This window comes from Rhizobium sp. BK529 (genome assembly GCF_014194105.1).
Lineage (GTDB): Bacteria > Pseudomonadota > Alphaproteobacteria > Rhizobiales > Rhizobiaceae > Rhizobium.
The window spans coordinates 2,666,156-2,686,125 of the sequence record NZ_JACIAU010000001.1 but is presented as its reverse complement, the minus strand read 5'-3'; the positions used below and the strand labels follow the sequence as shown (position 1 = coordinate 2,686,125).

The following is a 19,970-nucleotide window of genomic DNA, read 5'->3' as shown; positions in this document are numbered from 1 at the left end:
CCTTGCGGCCTGGCGAGGAGACATCGCATGTCTGAATATCACCACTCTTCATCGCTCGGCTTCCGATGCGACGCGGCCATCGTCATTGGCCTTGCCCTTGCCTGTGTGCGGCAGGGCAGTGAGGGCAGCCCGTCCGTTCCGGCGCCCGTCATGACACGGCTCGATACGCTGGCCGACCGCGGCGATCCGGCCTGCCGAACGGTCCGCAACTGGATCAGGGGCAGGAGAGCGGGATCGCGTTCGCGGACCGCCGGTCTGACGCGCCATCGTTCGTCGGATTACCCCGCCACAGCTGAAATCAATTCCGGCATGATCGCCGGGGAGGTGCTCTGATGGATCGCCTGTCTTCCTTCCTCGTCCGGCAACTGCGGCACAAGACACGCCGGGAGGTCCGGCGTCTCGCCATGCGTAACGGTCTACTCACGATGAAGGTCGTCCATGTCGATGGATATCTCGTCGGCCGCTACACGCCCGCCTTTGATCCCGCGCACCTCTCGGGAGATGCGGCACGCGACCGGCAATGGGTCCGCGACCATCTTGCCTCGTTCCTGATCGAGCCGAACCAGCAGAAGACGGGAAGTCCCGACCTGTCGCCGCCTATGCCGGTCCTGCCGGGCCACCTCCGGCGCTTCGGCTCAGGCCTGCAGGATAGCAGCGCGTCGGCGGGCTATGCCATTCGCGTCGTCGGGGAAGCGGGGGAGGCGCCGAGTGTGAAGGCGATGGCCGCGGTGCTTCTGCTCGCTGCCGCCATGCATGAGTCAGGCGTCGCGCTTCGTGATCTAGTCAACCTCCTGCGTCAGCCGGCGCCGGTCTTCTCGATGCGTGTTCAGGTCGAAGGCTTCGAAAGAGCGCTGCTTGCGCTCCTCGAGAAGGCATCGCTCGTTCCCTTTGGCCCTTATGTCGGTATGGCCGCCGACTTCACTTTCGTTGAAGACATGTGGGCGTGGGGCGAGGGGGAGGCGAAGCGCGTCTTCCTTCATGTTCTCGTCGGTGATGACCTGCGCCTCAACCGGCCGACCATGCGACGGCAACTGCTTCGGGCCCTGGCGCATGGCTCGCCGGTCCTCGCCGTCTCGGAGACGAACCAGGAGATTCCCGATCAGATTGATCTGACCTGTGACGTGCGGCTGACCGGCGGTGGCATCGACGCCACGCTGATCTCCGAACTGCTGGAGGCAGTCTATGGTCGTGAAGCGGCTTCCGCTCATGCCATCCTTGTGCGTGAGATCGATGCCGCGGCGCTGACACTGGACGATCTCGCTATTGCCATCCGGCCGGGGCGCCCGATCCACACCAGCATCGAGGCTCTCGCCGGGCTTGCCGCCCGCAACCGCAACGAAGCGGAGGGTGACGGGCAGGGCGGCGGCAGTTCTTCCACCCGCAGGATCATCTCTCAAAGCTCTTCCGGGCGTCGCAATGATACCAAGGACAGCAGGTCCTCCGGCAGCTCCTCGTCCGGGTCTGGCTCCGGCGGCAAGGGCAGGTCGAAGCAAAAGCCGACAGGTGCTGAGGTCGTGCAGCCGCAGCCGCCGGAAGGCGGTAAGGACGGGAAGCCGCCGCTGTTCGTCGAGACCCTGTCCGGCTACGGCGCCGCGAAGGACTGGGCACTGGGACTGAAGGCCGATCTCGCCGATTACCGAAGCGGCGACCTCGACTGGTCCGAGATGAGCACGAAGCTCTTGCTCTCCGGTCCGCCCGGAACGGGCAAGACGACCTTCGCACGCGCCTTGTGCAACAGCTTGCAAATCCCTCTGGTGGTCACGTCCGTGTCGACCTGGCTGCAGGGTGAATACCTGCACGACGTGCTTGGCCGGATGGCAGACACGTTCGCCGAGGCGCGGGCGCAGGCGCCCTGCATTCTGTTCATCGACGAGATCGACGGCATCGGCATGCGGGTGAGTGCCTCCAGGGACTATGCCGACTACTGGAATGCCTGCGTCAACAAGCTGCTGGAACTGCTCGACGGCGCACTCAAGAGCGAGGGCGTCATCGTCGTCGGCGCGACGAATCGGCCAAATGAGATCGACGAGGCGATCCGGCGGTCCGGGCGGCTCGAGACCCGTATCGAAATCCCCAAACCCGACATCCCGGCGCTTTCCGGCATCCTAGCCCATCATCTCGGGTCCGACCTCGACGTCATCGCAGCGGATGCAGGACGGGAAGGAGCGCCGTTATGAGCGGAGAGAGCGGCAGAAACGGGATGACGGCCGAACAGGTGCTGCGACGTCTGGCGACACGGGCCATGGGGTTGACCGGCGCTGATGTCGAACGTGGCGTCCGCGAGGCGAGGCTGAAGGCCCGCCGGGAAAAACGGCCAATGACTTATGCCGATCTCGAGGCCGGCATCCGCGGCCATCGCCCGACGCTGTCCTACGATGTCCGCTGGCGCCTGGCCATCCATGAATCCGGCCATGCCGTGGTCCACCATGCTCTGCGCCTCGGCGCGGTCCTGGGGCTGACCATTGATGCCAGGGACGGCGGACAAAATACGATTACCTTCGGCAATGGCGGACCGGATACAGTCGAATGGTACGAGCGGCTCCTGGCGCTGCTGATGGCAGGCCGCGCGGCAGAGCTGATCGTTCTGAAGACAGCTTCCGCCGGCTCCGGCGGCGCCGAGCACAGCGATCTTGCCCGCGCGACGCGGATTGCGATCGACATGGAGCAGGCGCTGGGCTTCGGTGCCAGATACCCGCTGCTCTATCTCCATCATCGGAATCCGACTGCCATTCTAAGCCGGGACGATGACCTGGCAAAGCGGGTCCACAGGCGTCTGGAGTTCGCGCAGGCGCGGGCGACGGAAGTCATCCTCGAAAACCGGGCCGCCTTCGACCGGCTGGTCCGCGCGCTGTTCGACGCCCAGGCACTCGATGGCGATGCCGTCATGGACATCCTGGCCTCCAGCTCCTAGACCTTCGCCAGTGGAGGAGACCTGAAAATGTCTGTCGCTGTTGTCGCACATTGCGATTGGAGTATCGACCGGAAGAAGCGGTGGATGTGCGTTGCTGTATGCCGAGGGACTGGCTGGATCATCTCCGCGCCCGAACCCGTCGGCGATACGGCCGACCTAATCCCACGGCTGCGGCGCCGCGGCGAAACAGACGGAGCCCTCCTCATGGGCTTTGACTTTCCCATCGGCCTGCCGGAGGCCTATGGCAGAGCCTCCGGCCTTGCTGATTTCCGCTCCGCATTGCGTAATTTTGGATCTGGGCAATATGAACGATGGTTCGATGTGGCGGAGCACCGCGACGAGATCTCCATCCATCGGCCATTCTATCCGATGAGGCCGGGCGGCACCCAGCGTCAGCACCTGTTCGACGCTTTGAACATCGAAAGCGGCTCCGATCTCCTTCGCCGCTGCGAGCGCTCAACGGCAGACCGTGGCGACGCTTGCATGCTGTTCTGGACGCTGGGGGGCAACCAGGTGGGCAAGGCCGCGATCACCGGATGGCGCGAGATCATCATCCCGAACCTGGATGACGTTGTACTGTGGCCGTTCGACGGAACCCTCTCGGAACTCGTGAAGCCCGGCGCAACGATCGTCGCCGAGACCTATCCCGGCGACGTCTACGGGCAGCTTGGAATCCCGCGTCGACCAGTCTGGAGCAAGCGGCAGCAGTCTGGCCGCCGCTCTGTCGGCACTCACCTTCTCCGGTGGCTGGCGAACCGACCGCATGTGGATGGTAAAGCGGTCGAGGAGATGATCCACGACGGATTCGGCGTCGACAAATCCGGCGAAGATCAGTTTGACGCAATCATCGGCCTGCTCGGCATGATCGATGTGGTCGAGGGCCGAAGGGCTGAGGGCGCGCCGACGACCCAAGATGTCATGACGTGGGAAGGCTGGATTCTCGGCCAGCAGAACTCAACCACCGAAGCAACGCATCTCAAGGTGGGTTAAAGCGACATCGGTTGCCGGCGACCTGAGATAAATTGCGCAGATTCGATTCTGAACAAGCAGCATCCGATTCAAAACTCTCCGCTGACGATTCCATATCGACGGCAGACGATTCAGTTTCTCAGATTTCCGATTCCCTCTTTCTGGGGAGACGTCCGTCTGACTGACGAACGGACCTTAGCCGCGACAGGGAAGTCACCAAAAATGTATCTCGACGTGTCCGCACGTCGAAACAAATTGCGCTCATTCGATTCAGAGTGGCGGATTTCCGATTCAGAACATGATGATTCCGATTCACCGGAAAACGGCTTGCGCCGGCCCGCCGGTCCTCTGACCATCGAAGGTGCCATCAGCCAAAAGAGGAGGGACATATGGCACGACAGACGCAGCGCGAACGCAATGCGAAGCAGCGAGAGAGGCAGCGGCTGCTGCGGGACCGGCACAAAATTGAGCGGCGCCCGGCACGGGATGACTTCGCCCGAATTTTACTCTTCAGGGTGATCTCGGGTCTGCTGAAGACCGGGAAGCTTACCAAGCTGGGCGAGCTGGAAGACGAGCTGGTGGGAGAGCTGACCCAACAGGGATTTGACGAGCGGGCGGCGTACGAAGTTTTCAGCGCTCTCGTCGAGCAATATGGATGTGGCGACAGCCCCTTCCGCCGCAAGGTTCATCTCATCCATTGACCGCAGCCCTGGCGTCGATAGGGAAACCCTCTTCGCCAGGGTCAGCCTTCGCCTGATGCAAACGGCGTTATCCTGATGGCGACTTCGTCGCCCCGTTACTTGCTGAAACGCCGTTTGCTTTTGAATCGTTTTTCTGGAGCATCCAAACAGATGCCCTGCGAGAGTTACCGCCGGTTAACCCATCTCGCTTAGCTCGCTCGCCCCGCCTCGGCGGGAGCATGACAACAGCTATGTGAATGGAAATGACAGACAGTTTCTCTCCCAAAGCCTTTCAGCGCAAGATCGACGCCTTCTGCCAACTTCGTCTCGCGCCGCTTCTGGCGGCTGATGAACTGGCGGGGTTGATAAGCTACATGCACTCGCTGATCCAGTCCCGGCAAACAGCCCCTCGGGTTAGCGGCAGGACAGACTGGAGCAGTGTGGCAGTCACCTGCAGGGTCGACGCCAAGCTCCTTGCCGCAAATGCGCGGCAAATCGAACCCGGTCTGGATGCCATTGCTCGCTGGATCAGAGATACGGGCCTCTCCAGCAATTCGTCGCAGGGAAAAGCTTCCAGATCACCGAAGGTCTCGCGGAAAAGGGCAGCGCCGGCGGCAGCTAGCCGAGCGACGCCGCAGGAGCACAAACAGTCAACAGCGACGAAGACCTCTCGCGCGGCATCGGCCAGCATCGCCGTCGAGTTTCCGGCCCCTCTATTCGACGATTGGAAGGATCCGGCAGACTTTGCCGAAGCTCTCCAACTTCACCTTCGACGGCACGGAGAGACATATTGGGTACTTTATCGTGCTGTCGTCGGACCCGACGATCTAACCGACAAGAACACGCTGTTGAGCTGGATCGAAGGTCGGCGGGTGCCGCGCAGTACCGAAAGTTTCAACGTGCTCTCTCGCATCGAGCGGCGTTACCGGCTGCCGGAGGGATACTTCAAGTCGAAGCTCCCGCACCCTTCGCGATCTGCTTCCGGCTTCGATCTTTCAGGAATAGAGCCTCCTGAGCGGCGCCGGCTCGCATGGCACTTCCCGGAAGACTTCAACTCGCTGCCGTTCAAGAAGCGCGAGGAGATTGTAGATTGGGTCCGGCGCGTCATCATCAGCGGCTCGACCGATTACAGGAAGTTTCAGGCAGCGGCCGCCAAGCAGCGCTACGCCATTCGCTTTCCTGGCGTCTCCTACGGCGGCCGGGCGCCACGAGACGGTAAGATCATTGTCCCTGAGAATTCCGAGCAGACCTGGATAGAAGACCCTGACCTTCTGTCGGGAGTCATCGAGGCCCCAGCGGCTCTCGCAATGGAGATGGCCGACCTTGTGCGCTTCAAGACGTCTGCTCTGACGTCGGTGGGTTTCCAGCGGAACGGCGTCTGGGGGGAAGAGACGGCGTCCCAAAAGATCGAGCACCTCGGGCTGATGTTCGGCGCTCTGGCGGCAGCGAAGGATGGAGAGGTGAGGGGCTGTGGTGTGCCGCTTCGTCAACTCACCTTCGGTCTGCTGCCCTTCCCCGGCGTCTGGGATTGGTACCTCCAGTGGCGAGAAAGCCGGCGTGGCTTCTACACCGCTTGGGAGGTGGACATGTTGCGCATCGCCCTGGCGCTGACCAAAGAAGGCACAGGCTGGCTTCGCCAGCACCCTGAGCTTCTCGCCCGTGTTCAGCCGATCCCAGGGCTGGTTTCTCAAAACGAGATCGACTATGCGAAAGAGGATTGGCACGGCGCCTGTGACGATTTCCACAAGCATGCGTCTCATCGGGTCAAAGAGATCCAACGGATCGCGCGCGTCCACCGCGACCCGTTCGAGCCGATCATGCCGGTGCTTGAAGCAGCGAGCCCTGTCGGTGAGTACCGCAAGATCACCGAGGAGATCATTCGCCTAATGCCGGACGAGCATCGGTATCCGCGGCCGGCTGCCGAGGCAGTTCGGTCGTTCCTGATGTTGCGGTTGGGACTGCATCTCGGGCTTCGCCAGAAGAATCTGCGGCAACTGATGCTCTGCCCAAAGGGCCACATGCCGCGTTCAGAGCGTGTCTTGGAAAAGATGAAGCGCGGCGAGATCCGCTGGAGGGACCGCGAAGGCGGATGGGAGGTCTTCATACCTTCGGTCGCCTTCAAGAATGCGCACTCATCCTTCTTCGGCGACAAGCCGTTCCGTCTCGTGCTGCCGGACCTCCTGGACCTCTACGCCTATATCGACGCCTATGTGGACCGACATCGGGCGGTGTTGCTGCGCGGTGCTGCCGATCCCGGCACCTTCTTCGTCAAAACCGTGAAGACGACCAGCACGGATGCAACCTATGACACCACCAGCTTCTACGAGGCCTGGCGTCTGACGATCCAGCGCTACGGGATCTACAACCCCTACACTGGTCGGGGAGCGATCAAGGGCCTCCTGCCGCATGGTCCACATAACGTCCGAGACGTCCTGGCAACCCACATCCTGAAGCAGACCGGCTCTTATGAGCAGGCGAGCTACGCGATCCAGGACACAGCGGACATGGTCGCCAAGCACTACGGACGGTTCCTTCCGCAGGACAAGGCAGCCCTTGCCGCCCGCATTCTTAATCAGGTCTGGGAGGCCGCATAGGTCGAGAGCGGACGCCGGAAATTATTTCCGGCGTCTTTCTTCGTTCTTGGCCTCGCGGGCCCATGGCGGCGGTAGCCGTTGTTCGATCCAGGGGAGGAGCTTGATCGGCTTGGGCTCGATGCCGGCCGTGATGATCGGATACTTGCTGAGAGCATCTCGCATCAGCGGAAGCCCGGCTGGGTTCGTGTAGCGGAGGCTGGTCTCACTGCCCTCGCTCAGCCGTCCGGAGATATCGTCGATAACCAAGGGCGGAACGCCTGCCTGGAGGAGAGTGTCCGCCATCCCGTGACGGAGCGCATGGAAGGCGCGGCTCCACATGTTCTCTCCCAACGACTGCTTCATGATTGGGAGAAAGACGTCGTAAAAGCGGTCACCGGGATCGTTCATGGTTTTGTGGGAAAAGAGGTCCGGAAAGACGGCCTCGTACCCCAGTTCTTTGAGCGCAACGCAGTAGTCCATGAAGCCCAAGCGGATCAGTTCATCGGGAACCGGCAATAGCCTCTCTGATTGCTCCGTCTTGAGTCGCCGGAACTTATTGGTCCGCAAGATAAGCACCAGGCCATCGTCATCTTCTTCGATGTCGTCCAATCCAAGACCGGCGAATTCGCTTCGGCGGGCGCCGAGATAGGAGAACATGATGGGGAGGAAGTAAGCCGCATCATGGAAGACATGCGGACCTGGCTTTCCACGACCTCGCCTGTCGTTCAACGAGCCCGTGTAGATGGGGGATGAGAAAATCGGCTGGATCTCTTCCGGCTTGGGTTTGTGTTGCTTCCTTCGGATGGAGCCCGGTTTGGGTTTCTTCGGCCTAAGGCCTTCGAAGCTCCAGTCGCCGATATCGAAGCCGTGTCCACGAAGATGCTTTAGAAAGTGGTCCAAGTTGCCGAGATGCTTGCGGATAGTCCCACTGCTGAGTCCGACCGCAGGTTTCTTACCGTCCTTCTCGGCTTGTTCTCGGAGCTTTTGTCCCTCCGCTTGAAGCTCAGCTGCGGACATGGCTCGCATTCTTGCACTCTGCCCCCAGCGAGTCGGAATCATGTTGAAGTGCTGCCGCAGCTCCCCGTGGTGAAACTGGGTGATCTGCCCGGAATGTTCTACGCCAAGTTTTTCGAGCACGCCTTTGAACATTCGAACGAGAGCGCGATTGTCTCTGGCAGTGCTCTCATCCCACGAGTCTTTCATGTTGGCGGCGAGTTTCTCCCATTCCAGTTCGAAGTCAGCGACACGAAGGATCGGCATGGCTGTCGAACCATCTCCCTGCTCAACGGCTGCAGGACTCGGTACAGGCTGAAGGTCAAGGGGAACGATCGCGGAAAGTTCGAAGGGTTTCGGCGTCGGTGCGGTATCGGCCTCCGCGATTGGAGGAGAGGAGATAAGCGGGACCACGGGCTGGACCGGTGTTGCCGAACTCGGCCGAGGGTTTGGTCTGGAGCCGCCCGTGAACTCGCTGAGGCTTCGGTCGGCCAGCGGATGCCGATCGTCGACATCGAACAGCGCCTCCGCCCGGCCCTCGAAATAGGCCTTCATGGCTTTCTCATGATTGAGCGGATGCTGACCGATGCCGAACTGATCCATCAGCATCCGGATGCCGTCCTGAAAGGCTCGGCTGTTTGCTTCGTCAAACAGTTCGATGTAATTCGACTTGATCGCCGAGATGTGCGAGGTGGGAACTCCGTTCGCCACCAGGTAACGATGGCCGCTGCAGCCTTCCTTCAGCGTCAGATGCTGGCGGATGCCGAACATGGCGAGCAGTTTGTAGGCCCAGCCATTCTCCAGGTCGATTTCCAGCTCCTCGATGTCGGCAGGTCGGCCATACCGCCTGGCCGCGAGGGCGACGTCTTCGAGATGCAGGAGCATGACGTCGCGCTCGTGTTCGCAGAGTTTCTGGAGCTGCTCCTTGGACATCGGTTCCTTCGATTTCATCTTCAGCTCGGCCATCAGCATGTTGAGCTTCCGACCGATGACTTGAGCCTTTTTATGATCGGAACAGTGAAGGCTCAGTGAAAGCCGGCTGCCCGGTCGGCACCTCGCGAACGACATGGGGACGCGTGCTCGCCAGTAGAAGATGTTGCCGCGGCGAATGAGATTTTCGACGTCGTGGCGGACTGCCATGGGGATCTTGCCCTTGCCTGCCACCTGCGATGCCGTCGCGCATATTTCGCGTGGGCATCACCTGTGGGCACCAGTTCTGGGCATCAGGTCGCCAATGACGCCAAAACGGGATCCGGCACGACTGGAAAATCAAGGAATTAAGGGGATTTAGCGAGAATTGGCTGGGGAACCTGGATTCGAACCAAGATCGACGGAGTCAGAGTCCGCTGTTCTACCATTGAACTATTCCCCAGCAGCTGCGAACCGCGTCGGTTCGGCTGGTGTGCGGCGCTTATAAACAAAAGCTGGCGGATTGCAAATACCCGTTTTGAAAAATTTCGGCCCTTCCAACGCGGGTGAAAATTTCAGGTCTAAAATCCGGAATCAAAAAGAATTTGGTGATTTTGCCGGTCGCTGATATTCTCGCGCCAACGCAAAAATCGAATGAGCGCCTGCTGCATACCTTCCGGACTTGCGCGGCGCGATGGAAAACGAACGTGGAAGACCCCGAAGGCGGCGCAAGGCCGCAATTTGACGGGGCGTCGGCGGCAGGGCGCAAGGATGGCAAGAAGTCCAGGCGCCGCAAGGGCAAGCGAGGCGGGCAATCCCGCAGCGCCGCTCATCCCGCTTCGCATGATCTTGCCGGCCATGCCGGCGAGGCAGCGCGCCCGAAGGAAGACGCCGAAAGTCCGGCCCGCAAGCGGAAACGCAGGCGCCGTGGTGGACGGGGTACATCCCAGCCTGATATTGCTGCTCAGCCTCAGACCGCGGTCCAGATCGCCGCGCATGCAAATGGAGCACGGCCGGACGGCGATTCGCCCTCCAGCCGCCGCAACCGTCGCAAGCATCGCAGCAAAAGGGGCCTGCAGGGCAGGCCGCTGGCTCCCGCGCATGCGCCGCCCTCCGCACGCGCCGAGCATCGCGCTGATGCGCCTTCGCGCGTTCAGCCGCGCGAGGTGCATGACGCCGAAGCGGCAAATCGTCGGAGCCGGCAGCCGGGGCCCGAAGAGGAGCGGGCAGGTGGCGAACATCCTTGGCCTGACGAACTCTATGCAGCGCTCGATCTCGGCACCAACAATTGCCGCCTGCTGATCGCCCAGCCGACGCGCCCCGGCCAGTTCCGCGTCGTCGATGCCTTTTCCCGTATCGTGCGTCTCGGCGAAGGACTAGCCGCCAGCGGCAGGCTCTCCGATGAGGCGATGGAGCGGGCTGTCGATGCGCTCAGGATCTGCGCCGCCAAGCTCCGGAACCGCGAGATCCGCCGCATGCGGCTGATTGCGACAGAGGCCTGCCGCCAAGCGGCCAATGGCGAGGAATTCCTGCAGCGGGTGATCGTCGAGACCGGGCTCGAGCTCGAAATCATCGATCGTGAAACCGAGGCGCGGCTTGCCGTGTCCGGCTGCTCGTCGCTGGTCGGTCGTGAGGCGCGTTCTGTCGTGCTCTTCGATATCGGCGGCGGCTCCTCCGAAATTGCCGTTATCCGCATCGGCGACAACCGCTTCGCCCGTCTTGCCAATCACATCACCCATTGGACCTCGCTGCCCGTCGGCGTCGTTACCCTCTCCGAACGCCACGGCGGCCGCGACGTGACACCAGAGGTTTTCGAGGGCATGGTCAGCGAAGTCGCCGGCATGCTGTCGAATTTCGATTGCCCGGAGATCGAGATTGCCGAGGACGGCGATTTCCATCTGATCGGCACATCGGGCACGGTCACGACGCTTGCCGGCGTGCATCTGGACCTGCCGCGTTACGATCGCCGCAAGGTCGATGGCATATGGTTGTCGGACGGCGAAGTTTCCGCCATGCAGGCGAAGCTTCTCTCCTGGAATTTCGAAAGCCGCGCTGCCAATCCCTGCATCGGGCCGGATCGTGCCGATCTGGTGCTCGCCGGCTGCGCCATTTTGGAAGCGATCCGCCGCCGCTGGCCAAGCCCGCGCATGCGTGTTGCCGATCGTGGCTTGAGGGAAGGCCTGCTGACCGACATGATGGCCGATGACGGCGTCTGGCGTCGGAATCGCAACCGCCGCGGCCAACGGGGTAATAAGGGATAGGCATGACCAAGGCACCGATCGGCCGCAAGCTTGGCCAGCGCGTCAAGAAAAAGAAACTGAAGGCTTCCTCCCGCCAGTGGCTGCAGCGCCATATCAACGATCCCTATGTGCAGCGCGCCCAGCTCGAAGGCTATCGCGCCCGTGCAGCTTTCAAGCTGCTGGAGATCGATGAGAAGTACCACATCCTGAAGGGCGCAAAGCGCATCATCGATCTCGGCGCCGCCCCGGGCAGCTGGTCGCAGATCGCTGCGAAGGTGACGGGATCGACCGACGAGGATGTTCGCGTTGCCGCGATCGACTTCCTGGAAATGGCTCAGCTTCCTGGCGTCAAGATTCTCCAGCTCGACTTCCTCGATCCATCGGCTCCGGAAAAGCTGATGGAGGCCGTCGGCGGCACGCCGGATCTGGTGATTTCGGATATGGCGGCACCGACAACTGGTCATCACCGCACCGACCATCTGCGCACCATGCATCTCTGCGAAGTCGCCGCGCATTTCGCCATCGAAGTGCTTGGCGAGGGCGGGCATTTTCTGGCCAAGACCTTTCAGGGCGGCACCGAGCGCGATCTGCTCGCCATGCTGAAACAGCATTTCCGCCAGGTCGTGCACGTCAAGCCCGCTTCCTCGCGTGCGGAATCGGTCGAGATGTTCCTGCTGGCAAAGGGTTTCAAAGGCCGCAAGGCAGAGGTCGAGCCCGAGGACGCTTGATCTTTATGTCAGTCCTGTGAATGATTAGACGCCCAGGACTGGATATCCGCCGATCCCATGCTTCTTTATGTTACATTCGGCACCAACGATCTCTATCGCGCGCGGCATTTCTATGATGCCGTTCTGCCGGTGCTCGGCTACCGGTGCCAGCGCTATTCGGAAGAGGAGATCGGCTATGCCGCCGATGGCGACACGCGCTGCCGCTTCTGGGTGGTAACTCCCTTCAACCGGCGCCGCGACGAACGGCAACGGCTCCATGGTGGCTTTCGAGGCGGAGACGCGGTCGGCGGTGGATGCTTTCCATGCGGCAGCAATTGCGGCCGGTGCTATCGATGAAGGCAAGCCGGGGCTGCGCTCCTATCACGCGCATTTCTACGCAGCCTATGTCCGCGATCTCGACGGCAACAAGCTGTGCGCCGTCTGTGAGAAAGCCGAAGAACCACTCTTTATTTGACAGCCTGTTGCGCGTTGATCGTTGGCGGCACGCGCTTGGCGCGGTGCCCTGATACGGAGGCGCCGGCGTCCTTGGCCATGCGGGCAAAGGGGATGGTTGCGATGACGGTCAGGCCAGCGATGACGAAGAAGGCGATGTGGAAATCGATGATCTGCAGTTCGGCGCCGCGGAAATAGATCGAAGTTTCCAGGATCGAGGCGGCGAGGGCAACGCCGAGCGCCAGGCTGATCTGCTGCATCACCGAGGCCATCGATGTTGCCTGGCTCGCCTGTGCATCGTCGATATCGGCAAAGGCTAGCGCATTGACGCCAGTGAACATGAAGGAGCGGGAGAAGCCGCCGAGCAGCAGCACGCCGATGATGACGAGATGCGGCGTATCCGGTGTGAAGAGGCCGGTGACGGCTGTCACGACCGTCGTCACCGCACCGGCGCAAAGAAGCGTCGTGCGGAAGCCGATCGCCTTGTAGACGCGGCGTGCGATGAACTTCGTGGTGATGGCACCGATCGCGCCAGCAAATGTGATAAGGCCGGATTGAAAGGGTGTTAGGCCAAATCCGAGCTGCAGCATCAGTGGGGTCAGGAAGGGCATGGCGCCGACGCAGATGCGAAACAGTGTGCCCCCAGTCGTCGAGGCACGGAAGGTCGAGTTCTTGAACAGGTTGAGGTCGAGGATCGGCGTTGGATAGCGCCGGGCATGGCGCACATAGAGCACGCCGCAGATGATGCCGATTGCCGTGGCCGAGATGCCGATGATCGGCGGCAGGGCCGGAAGGCTGACGACCGACAGGCCGAAGACGACACCGGCCGCCGCAAGGCTGGTCAGGACGAAGCCGTTGAAGTCGAGCTTCGGCGGCGCCGTTGCCTCTATTTCCGGCAGGTAGATCGTCGCCAGCCACACGCCGATGACGCCGACCGGCACGTTGATCAGGAAGATCCAGTGCCAGCTGAAATAGGTGGTGATGAAGCCGCCGAGCGGCGGGCCGGCAAGCGGGCCGACGAGCGCCGGAATCGTCAGCAGCGCCATGGCCGAGACCAGTTCGCTCTTCTGCGTGGTGCGCACCAGCACCAGGCGCCCGACAGGCGTCATCATCGCGCCGCCCATGCCCTGCAGAAAGCGCGCAAAGACGAATTCGACAAGGCTGGAGGAGAAGGCGCAGAAAATGGAGCCGACGACGAAAACGCAGATTGCAAGCCGGAAGATCTTCTTGGCGCCGAAGCGATCTGCCATCCAGCCGCTGATCGGAATGAACACCGCAAGCGCCACCATATAGGAGGTGAGCGCGAGTTTCAGGGTGATCGGCCCGACATGCAGATCGGCCGCAATCGCCGGCAGAGCCGTCGAGATCACGGTGGAGTCCATCTGTTCCATGAAGAGGGCAACAGCGAGGATCAGCGGGACAATGCGGTTCATAGGCGAATGCCTTGATGGATGCGGATGAGGCTTGGGAGGCCCGTGCTGTGTAGTCTCAGTTGTGGGCTCTGCCAATCCCCCAATCGGTAGCATTTACCCGTTTGGATCACGACTGCGTGAGACGCGGTGTTCGGCACCTTCGTCTCTCGAGTTTGAAATATGCTTGCCCGGCCAGGGCAAGAAATCCGGGCGAACTATTCGACATCTGAGCTAGGCGCATGGCTCCCATGCGAAAGCATCTGCTCGAAAATCGAAGTCGATTTTCACTAAGCCTGACGCATAAATTCAATATGTTAGAGCGTCCTCTGCGCGACGGAACGAGTGCACGGCTCATTAGACTTGGCCGTTTGCCTGGCTTTTTTGCTATTTCCTTCCTGTCATAGACGTGTTACCAGCCCTCGCCAACTTCCATAAACTCATGCACACCGCCGGTGCGGACGATTCGTACCGGGTGGGTCGCATTTTTCTTTCTTGAGGGAATTTGGCCATGGCTCGCATCATAGAAACGCCAACCGGACTGGACGCACTCACCTTCGATGACGTGCTGCTGCAACCCGGTCATTCCGAAGTCCTCCCCGGCCAGACGAGCGTCGCAACACGCCTCGCACCGGACTTCGAGCTGAATATCCCGATCATTTCAGCCGCCATGGACACAGTCACCGAGGGACGTCTCGCAATCGCCATGGCCCAGGCCGGCGGCATCGGCGTCATTCACAAGAACCTGACGCCGGCGGAACAGGCCGAGCAGGTTCGGCAAGTCAAGAAGTTCGAAAGCGGCATGGTCGTCAATCCGGTGACGATTGGCCCCGACGCGACGCTTGCCGATGCCCTGGCGCTGATGAAAATGCATGGCATTTCCGGCATTCCGGTCGTTGAAAAATCCGGTTTGCTGGTCGGCATCCTCACGAACCGCGACGTTCGCTTCGCATCCGACCCGGCCCAGAAGATCTTCGAACTCATGACCCGCGACAATCTCGTGACGGTCAAGGAAAGCGTCGATCAGCAGGAGGCCAAGCGCCTGCTGCACGCACATCGCATCGAAAAACTGTTGGTGGTCGATGGCGAGGGTCGTTGCGTCGGTCTTATTACCGTCAAGGATATCGAAAAGGCGCAGCTGAACCCGAACGCATCGAAGGATGCGCAGGGCCGCCTGCGCGCTGCCGCTGCCGTCGGCGTTGGTGACGATGGTTTCGAACGCGCTGAACGGCTGATCGATGCCGGCGTCGACCTGCTCGTCGTCGATACCGCCCATGGTCACTCGGCCCGCGTTCTGGAAGCCGTCGGCCGCGTCAAGAAGCTTTCCAATTCCGTTCGTATCATGGCCGGCAACGTCGCGACCTATGACGGCACCAAGGCGCTGATCGATTCCGGTGCTGACGTGGTGAAAGTCGGTATCGGCCCGGGCTCGATCTGCACGACGCGTGTGGTCGCCGGCGTCGGCGTTCCCCAGCTTGCCGCGATCATGTCGGCGGTCGAGGCGGCAAAGGCGCAGAATATCCCCGTGATCGCCGATGGTGGCATCAAGTTCTCGGGCGACGTGGCAAAGGCGATCGCTTCAGGCGCTTCGGCCGTCATGATCGGTTCGCTGCTGGCCGGCACCGACGAAAGCCCGGGCGAGGTCTACCTCTACCAGGGCCGCTCCTTCAAAGCCTATCGCGGCATGGGTTCCGTCGGCGCCATGGCGCGCGGCTCGGCAGACCGCTATTTCCAGGCGGAAGTGCGCGATACGCTGAAGCTCGTGCCTGAAGGCATCGAAGGCCAGGTTCCCTACAAGGGACCAGTCTCGGGCGTTCTGCATCAGCTCGCAGGTGGCCTCAAGGCTGCCATGGGCTATGTCGGCGGCAAGGATATCAAGGAGTTCCAGGAGCGCGCCACCTTCGTGCGCATCTCCAGCGCCGGCCTTCGCGAAAGCCATCCGCACGACGTGACCATCACCCGCGAAAGCCCGAACTATCCGGGTGTCGGTGTCTGATAATGAAAATGGGCAGCTCGATTCCGCTCTGGATCATCGCGCTGCTCGCAGCCCTTTGTCTCATCGTCCTCGGCTGGACCACCTTCGGCTTCACCTTGCCTTTCGAGCATGAGACGGGGCAGGCGGTGCTCGATACTTATTTCTCGGGCTATGACGAGGCTGCCGTCTTTCACATGCAGACGCTGCTCGATCAGAACGAGACGGCAAGCCGTATTCTCCGGGCTATGTATTTCGGCCCGGAACTCATCTTTCCGGCCCTGCTGACGGCCCTTCTATTCCTGATTTTCCTGCGGCTCGGGCCGATTGACACATGGCGTGGCAGGCAGGCACCCCGCCTGCTCGGCCGGATGACCTATATCCTGCCCTTCATCTATGGTTTTGCCGATTACGCGGAAAATGTCTCAAGCCTTTTTGCCTTCAGCGATAGCGGTGCGGCGGCCCTTGCCGCGCAGATCCTGCCGTGGATGACAAAGCTGAAATTCGCAAGCCTCGCCATCTGCGCCATTCTCATCGTGCGTGGCGCAATTCTCCGCCAGACGCACCAAGACTGAGCGCCCGCAGCCCCCTTCGCGCAATTCCGGACGCAAAAACCGCTGCACAACAGTGCTGGAACTGCTCTATCGCGGCCAACGCCATGTCGGCTGCGAAAGCCTCGCCGCAAGGAAATCCCCGAGCGCTTCCACTTTTGCCGGCCGGGCACGCGCCGTTGGTGTCACGAAATAAAGTGCGCCTTTCGGCAAGGTCCAGTCGGTCAGGATCGCTTTCAGGCGGCCGTCGACAAGATAGTCGTAAGCTATGAATTCCGGCAATTCGACGATGCCGAGGCCGCGTAACGCCATCGGAATCAGGGCCTCGGAATTGGTGGCGCGCAGCGGCCCGGTCGGCACGACGATCTCCTCTTCACCCGCCTTGTTGCCGAAACGCCAGATATCCTGCCGCGGCCGATAGGCGTAACCGAGACAGTGATGGGCCGCGAGGTCCCGTGGATGCTGCGGGCAGCCGTATTTCTCGAGATAGCTGGGAGCGGCAAGAATGAAGGGCGCGACCGGCGTCAGCCTTTTTGCCACGAGCGAGGAATCGGGCAGCACCGCGATGCGGAGCGCCGCATCGAAGCCGTCACCCACGAGATCGACGACCGCATCGCTCATGTGCATGTCGATCGAAACTTCGGGATAGAGTTCGAAGAAATCGGGCAGGATCGGCGCCAGCCACTGCCGTCCGAAGACCATGGGCACGGCAAGACGAATCAGCCCGCGCGGCTGGCTTGAAAGTTCGCGTGCTGCATTCTCGGCTGCTTCCGCCTCGGCATAGATGCGCTGGGCGCTATCCACGAGCCGCAGACCGAAAACGGTCAGTGCCAGCTGCCGCGATGTGCGGTTGAAGAGCCGCGCTCCGAGCCGCTCTTCCAGCCGACTGATCGCCCGCGACACCGTCGGCACGGAAACCCCGAGCGTCTTGGCGGCACGAGCGAAAGAGCGCTCCTCCGCCACCTTGGCGAACATGGCAAGGCCCTCGAAATCCGGAAAGCTCATCGTTTCATTCCTGCAATGATGTCTTTCATTTCTTTCTATTCAGAAACAGAAGGTCCGTCCACATCTTCAGTCCGGTCGAACACAACAGGAGACGACGACAATGACCCAGAGACTGAATGGAAAGATTGCGGTTATCACGGGCGCCACCTCGGGCATCGGCCTTGCCACCGCAAAGCGCTTCGCTGCCGAAGGCGCACGGCTCTTCATTACCGGCCGCCGCAAGGAATTGCTGGATACAGCCGTGGCGGAAATCGGCGGCAACGTTACCGGCATTCAGGCTGACTCAGCAAAGCTTGCCGATCTCGATCGGCTCTACGACCTGGTGAGGGCAGAGGCCGGCCGTCTCGACGTGCTCTTCGTCAATGCCGGCGGCGGTTCGTTTGCGCCGCTCGGCTCCATCACCGAGGAACAGTATGACGATACGTTCGGCCGCAACGTGAAGGGCGTGCTCTTCACTGTGCAGAAGGCTCTGCCGCTGCTTGGGCATGGTTCTTCGGTCATTCTCACTGGTTCCACTGCGGGTGCATCCGGCACGCCGGCCTTCAGCGTTTATGCCGCCTCGAAGGCCGCAATCCGCAACTTCTCCCGGAACTGGATCCTTGACCTGAAGGACCGCGGCATCCGCATCAACACGCTGAGCCCCGGCCCGACGGAAACGACCGGCCTCGTCGAACTAGCCGGCAAGGACAAGGCACAACAGCAGGGCCTGCTGGATTATATGGCCTCGCAGGTTCCCATGGGCCGCGTCGGTCGTCCGGAGGAAATCGCCGCTACGGCACTCTTCCTCGCATCCGATGATTCGAGCTTCATCACCGGCGCGGAGATCTTCGTCGACGGTGGTATCGCTCAAGTCTGATACAGAAGACGGCCCGCTCCACGGCGGGCCGTCAGGCTCTGGCATCCGCCCGATCTTTCCGCTACTGCTCGCGCAGCAATCGCCGAAATGAAGGGAATGATGATGACCGGCTATGAGATGTTCTGGCCTCTGCTTGCCCACGTCCTGCTGGTCTATATCCTCTACGGGCTGCTCAGCTTGCGTCGCGGCAAGGCAGTTCGCGAGGGCCGGATCAAGAGATCCGATTATCGCGAGAACCGTGACGAACCGGCCGAATGCCTGTTCGTCAAGAACAGCCTTTCCAACCAGTTCGAACTGCCGGTGCTCTTCTATGCTTGCAGCATTCTTCTTTATATAACCGAGGCCGACAATCTGGCGGCCATGGTGCTGGCCTGGCTGTTCGTCATCCTGCGTTATGCTCATGCCTATGTGCATGTCACCAGCAACGATCTGCGCTATCGCAGCCCGCTCTTTGCCCTTGGCTTTGTCGTACTCGCCGGCATGTGGGCCTGGCTTGCCGGCTGGATGCTGTTTTCCTGAGCTGAAGCCGCCAGTAACACAGTTTTGTTCCTCCGTTATCAGGCGCTGGCCTATGTTCTCTCCTGCCGATTGGGCATGGGGTAGGGAACAGAGGAGGTCTGTCATGGAAAAGCCCGTCATTACGCAGGCAATGATCAACGCCTATGACGAATATACGCATCTGACGCTGGATCGCCGCAGCTTCATGGACAAGCTCACCAAGCTTGCCGGCTCGGCAACCGCGGCCGCGGCAATTGCACCATTGCTTGCCGCCAACAAGGCAGCCGCCGAGGTCGTCGCCGAAAATGACGATCGCCTGACCGGCCAGGATATTACCTATCCCGGCAGTGGCGGCGATATGAAAGGCTATCTGGTGCAGCCGAAGAATGCGCCCGGCAAGCTCGGCGCCGTCATCGTCATCCATGAGAACCGCGGTCTCAATCCGCATATCCGCGATGTCGCCCGCCGCATCGCGCTTGAAGGCTTCGTGGCGCTCGCTCCGGATTTCCTCTCGCCTCAGGGCGGCACGCCTGAGAATGAGGATCAGGCGCGCGACATGTTCAGCAAGCTCGACGCGGCCACGGTCACCGCAAATGGCGAAGCAACCGTCGTCTACCTCTCCAAGCTCGATGCGACAAACGGCAAGGTCGGCGCGATCGGCTTTTGCTGGGGCGGCGGCGCGGTCAACAACCTTGCGGTCAAATCGCCTGAGCTGAAGGCGGCCGTCGCCTATTATGGCGCCCAGCCGCCGGCCTCGGACGTGCCCAATATTAAGGCGGCGCTGCTGCTTCACTATGCCGGCCTCGATGACCGCATCAATGCCGGCATCGAAGCCTACAAGAAGGCGCTGGAGGAGAATGGCAAAAAATTCGAAATCTACATCTATGACGGCGCCAACCACGCCTTCAACAACGATACGTCGGCTGCCCGTTATGACAAGGCAGCCGCCGATCTTGCCTGGGGTCGCACTGTCGAGTTCCTGAAACAGAATCTTGCCTGACAGGGCTGAGCATTGTGCCGTAAGGCGACAAGACCGGGCAGCAAACACTCAGTCGGGCCTTGTTGAACAAACTGTTAAGGACCTGTTTCGTGAGGAGCCAAAACGGGGCGTAACGCCCCGTTTTTCATGACCTCTTGCCATTGGTTAAAATCCGACCATTTCCATTTACGACGGATGAATACCTGCATGTCATATCGGCCCGACGCGCCGGTATGACACTCCACTTCCGCCGCTCAATAACGAG

General features: G+C 61.2%; 16 protein-coding genes, 1 tRNA gene and 1 pseudogene. 14 read left to right on the top strand and 4 right to left on the bottom strand.

What is annotated here, in order from left to right; all coding sequences use genetic code 11:
- The first annotated feature begins 27 nt into the window (after window positions 1–27).
- The 6 genes from FHX08_RS13600 to FHX08_RS13575 all read left to right on the top strand — a co-directional run bounded on the left by FHX08_RS13600 (window position 28) and on the right by FHX08_RS13575 (window position 7,154).
- Window positions 28–333 carry a hypothetical protein gene (locus FHX08_RS13600; RefSeq protein WP_184327241.1) on the top strand — a complete coding sequence of 102 codons (306 nt, stop codon included), beginning with the start codon at window positions 28–30 and terminating at the stop codon, window positions 331–333.
- Window positions 333–2,177, top strand: coding sequence for an ATP-binding protein (locus FHX08_RS13595; RefSeq protein WP_184327240.1), 1,845 nt, complete (start codon window positions 333–335; stop codon window positions 2,175–2,177). The genes FHX08_RS13600 and FHX08_RS13595 overlap by 1 nt, the downstream gene beginning before the upstream one ends.
- A complete protein-coding gene (locus FHX08_RS13590) occupies window positions 2,174–2,911 on the top strand; it encodes an ATP-dependent Zn protease (RefSeq protein WP_184327239.1) in 738 nt (245 codons plus the stop codon). Before FHX08_RS13595 ends, FHX08_RS13590 begins: the two co-directional genes overlap by 4 nt.
- 27 nt (window positions 2,912–2,938) lie before the next feature.
- Complete coding sequence (locus FHX08_RS13585) at window positions 2,939–3,901, top strand: DUF429 domain-containing protein (protein ID WP_184327238.1); 963 nt, start codon at window positions 2,939–2,941, stop codon at window positions 3,899–3,901.
- A 368-nt stretch (window positions 3,902–4,269) separates the two neighbouring features.
- On the top strand, window positions 4,270–4,581 hold the full coding sequence (locus FHX08_RS13580; protein ID WP_184327237.1) for a hypothetical protein: 312 nt from the start codon (window positions 4,270–4,272) through the stop codon (window positions 4,579–4,581).
- Window positions 4,582–4,823: 242 nt separating this feature from the next.
- On the top strand, window positions 4,824–7,154 hold the full coding sequence (locus FHX08_RS13575) for a hypothetical protein (protein ID WP_409527395.1): 2,331 nt from the start codon (window positions 4,824–4,826) through the stop codon (window positions 7,152–7,154).
- 21 nt (window positions 7,155–7,175) lie between these two features.
- Here FHX08_RS13575 and FHX08_RS13570 read toward each other — a convergent pair whose 3' ends face one another.
- Both FHX08_RS13570 and FHX08_RS13565 read right to left on the bottom strand, forming a co-directional pair.
- Entirely contained in the window at window positions 7,176–9,266 is a 2,091-nt protein-coding gene (locus tag FHX08_RS13570) for an integrase (RefSeq protein ID WP_184327235.1), read from the bottom strand.
- A gap of 158 nt (window positions 9,267–9,424) precedes the next feature.
- Window positions 9,425–9,498, bottom strand: a tRNA-Gln gene (locus FHX08_RS13565).
- 244 nt (window positions 9,499–9,742) lie between these two features.
- Between FHX08_RS13565 and FHX08_RS13560 the strand changes: the two genes are divergently transcribed.
- From FHX08_RS13560 to FHX08_RS13550, 3 genes and pseudogenes are all read left to right on the top strand, one after another.
- On the top strand, window positions 9,743–11,296 hold the full coding sequence (locus FHX08_RS13560; RefSeq protein ID WP_132652568.1) for a Ppx/GppA phosphatase family protein: 1,554 nt from the start codon (window positions 9,743–9,745) through the stop codon (window positions 11,294–11,296).
- Between the two features lie 2 nt (window positions 11,297–11,298).
- Complete coding sequence (locus FHX08_RS13555) at window positions 11,299–12,003, top strand: RlmE family RNA methyltransferase (protein WP_132652567.1); 705 nt, start codon at window positions 11,299–11,301, stop codon at window positions 12,001–12,003.
- A gap of 57 nt (window positions 12,004–12,060) precedes the next feature.
- Window positions 12,061–12,457: pseudogene (locus FHX08_RS13550) on the top strand (VOC family protein).
- Here FHX08_RS13550 and FHX08_RS13545 read toward each other — a convergent pair.
- Window positions 12,450–13,868 (bottom strand): DHA2 family efflux MFS transporter permease subunit, encoded by a 1,419-nt coding sequence (locus FHX08_RS13545; RefSeq protein ID WP_132652566.1) that lies wholly within the window; start codon window positions 13,866–13,868, stop codon window positions 12,450–12,452. The pseudogene FHX08_RS13550 and the gene FHX08_RS13545 overlap by 8 nt on opposite strands.
- 487 nt (window positions 13,869–14,355) lie before the next feature.
- Here FHX08_RS13545 and guaB point away from each other — a divergent pair, with 487 nt between their 5' ends.
- Together guaB and FHX08_RS13535 are read left to right on the top strand one after the other, a co-directional pair.
- Window positions 14,356–15,840, top strand: coding sequence for an IMP dehydrogenase (gene guaB / locus FHX08_RS13540; RefSeq protein ID WP_132652565.1), 1,485 nt, complete (start codon window positions 14,356–14,358; stop codon window positions 15,838–15,840).
- A 2-nt stretch (window positions 15,841–15,842) separates the two neighbouring features.
- On the top strand, window positions 15,843–16,391 hold the full coding sequence (locus FHX08_RS13535; protein WP_132652564.1) for a hypothetical protein: 549 nt from the start codon (window positions 15,843–15,845) through the stop codon (window positions 16,389–16,391).
- A 66-nt stretch (window positions 16,392–16,457) separates the two neighbouring features.
- Here the strand turns inward: FHX08_RS13535 and FHX08_RS13530 are convergent, their stop codons facing one another.
- The gene (locus FHX08_RS13530; protein WP_184327234.1) at window positions 16,458–17,372 is read right to left on the bottom strand and encodes a LysR family transcriptional regulator; all 915 of its coding nucleotides are present in this window, start codon (window positions 17,370–17,372) and stop codon (window positions 16,458–16,460) included.
- A 100-nt stretch (window positions 17,373–17,472) separates the two neighbouring features.
- Between FHX08_RS13530 and FHX08_RS13525 the strand changes: the two genes are divergently transcribed.
- The 3 genes from FHX08_RS13525 (at window position 17,473) to FHX08_RS13515 (ending at window position 19,726) form a co-directional block, all read left to right on the top strand.
- Complete coding sequence (locus FHX08_RS13525; protein ID WP_132652563.1) at window positions 17,473–18,228, top strand: SDR family oxidoreductase; 756 nt, start codon at window positions 17,473–17,475, stop codon at window positions 18,226–18,228.
- A gap of 102 nt (window positions 18,229–18,330) precedes the next feature.
- Window positions 18,331–18,747 (top strand): MAPEG family protein, encoded by a 417-nt coding sequence (locus FHX08_RS13520; RefSeq protein ID WP_132653212.1) that lies wholly within the window; start codon window positions 18,331–18,333, stop codon window positions 18,745–18,747.
- Window positions 18,748–18,850: 103 nt separating this feature from the next.
- Window positions 18,851–19,726 (top strand): dienelactone hydrolase family protein, encoded by an 876-nt coding sequence (locus FHX08_RS13515; RefSeq protein ID WP_132652562.1) that lies wholly within the window; start codon window positions 18,851–18,853, stop codon window positions 19,724–19,726.
- The last annotated feature ends 244 nt before the right edge of the window (window positions 19,727–19,970 follow it).

Coding starts and splice junctions, on each gene's coding strand:
- FHX08_RS13600 (WP_184327241.1), top strand. CDS start 28: ATGTCTGAATATCACCACTCTTCATCGCTCGGCTTCCGATGCGACGCG.
- FHX08_RS13595 (WP_184327240.1), top strand. CDS start 333: ATGGATCGCCTGTCTTCCTTCCTCGTCCGGCAACTGCGGCACAAGACA.
- FHX08_RS13590 (WP_184327239.1), top strand. CDS start 2,174: ATGAGCGGAGAGAGCGGCAGAAACGGGATGACGGCCGAACAGGTGCTG.
- FHX08_RS13585 (WP_184327238.1), top strand. CDS start 2,939: ATGTCTGTCGCTGTTGTCGCACATTGCGATTGGAGTATCGACCGGAAG.
- FHX08_RS13580 (WP_184327237.1), top strand. CDS start 4,270: ATGGCACGACAGACGCAGCGCGAACGCAATGCGAAGCAGCGAGAGAGG.
- FHX08_RS13575 (WP_409527395.1), top strand. CDS start 4,824: ATGACAGACAGTTTCTCTCCCAAAGCCTTTCAGCGCAAGATCGACGCC.
- FHX08_RS13570 (WP_184327235.1), bottom strand. CDS start 9,266: ATGGCAGTCCGCCACGACGTCGAAAATCTCATTCGCCGCGGCAACATC.
- FHX08_RS13555 (WP_132652567.1), top strand. CDS start 11,299: ATGACCAAGGCACCGATCGGCCGCAAGCTTGGCCAGCGCGTCAAGAAA.
- FHX08_RS13545 (WP_132652566.1), bottom strand. CDS start 13,868: ATGAACCGCATTGTCCCGCTGATCCTCGCTGTTGCCCTCTTCATGGAA.
- guaB (WP_132652565.1), top strand. CDS start 14,356: ATGGCTCGCATCATAGAAACGCCAACCGGACTGGACGCACTCACCTTC.
- FHX08_RS13535 (WP_132652564.1), top strand. CDS start 15,843: ATGAAAATGGGCAGCTCGATTCCGCTCTGGATCATCGCGCTGCTCGCA.
- FHX08_RS13530 (WP_184327234.1), bottom strand. CDS start 17,372: ATGAGCTTTCCGGATTTCGAGGGCCTTGCCATGTTCGCCAAGGTGGCG.
- FHX08_RS13525 (WP_132652563.1), top strand. CDS start 17,473: ATGACCCAGAGACTGAATGGAAAGATTGCGGTTATCACGGGCGCCACC.
- FHX08_RS13520 (WP_132653212.1), top strand. CDS start 18,331: ATGACCGGCTATGAGATGTTCTGGCCTCTGCTTGCCCACGTCCTGCTG.
- FHX08_RS13515 (WP_132652562.1), top strand. CDS start 18,851: ATGGAAAAGCCCGTCATTACGCAGGCAATGATCAACGCCTATGACGAA.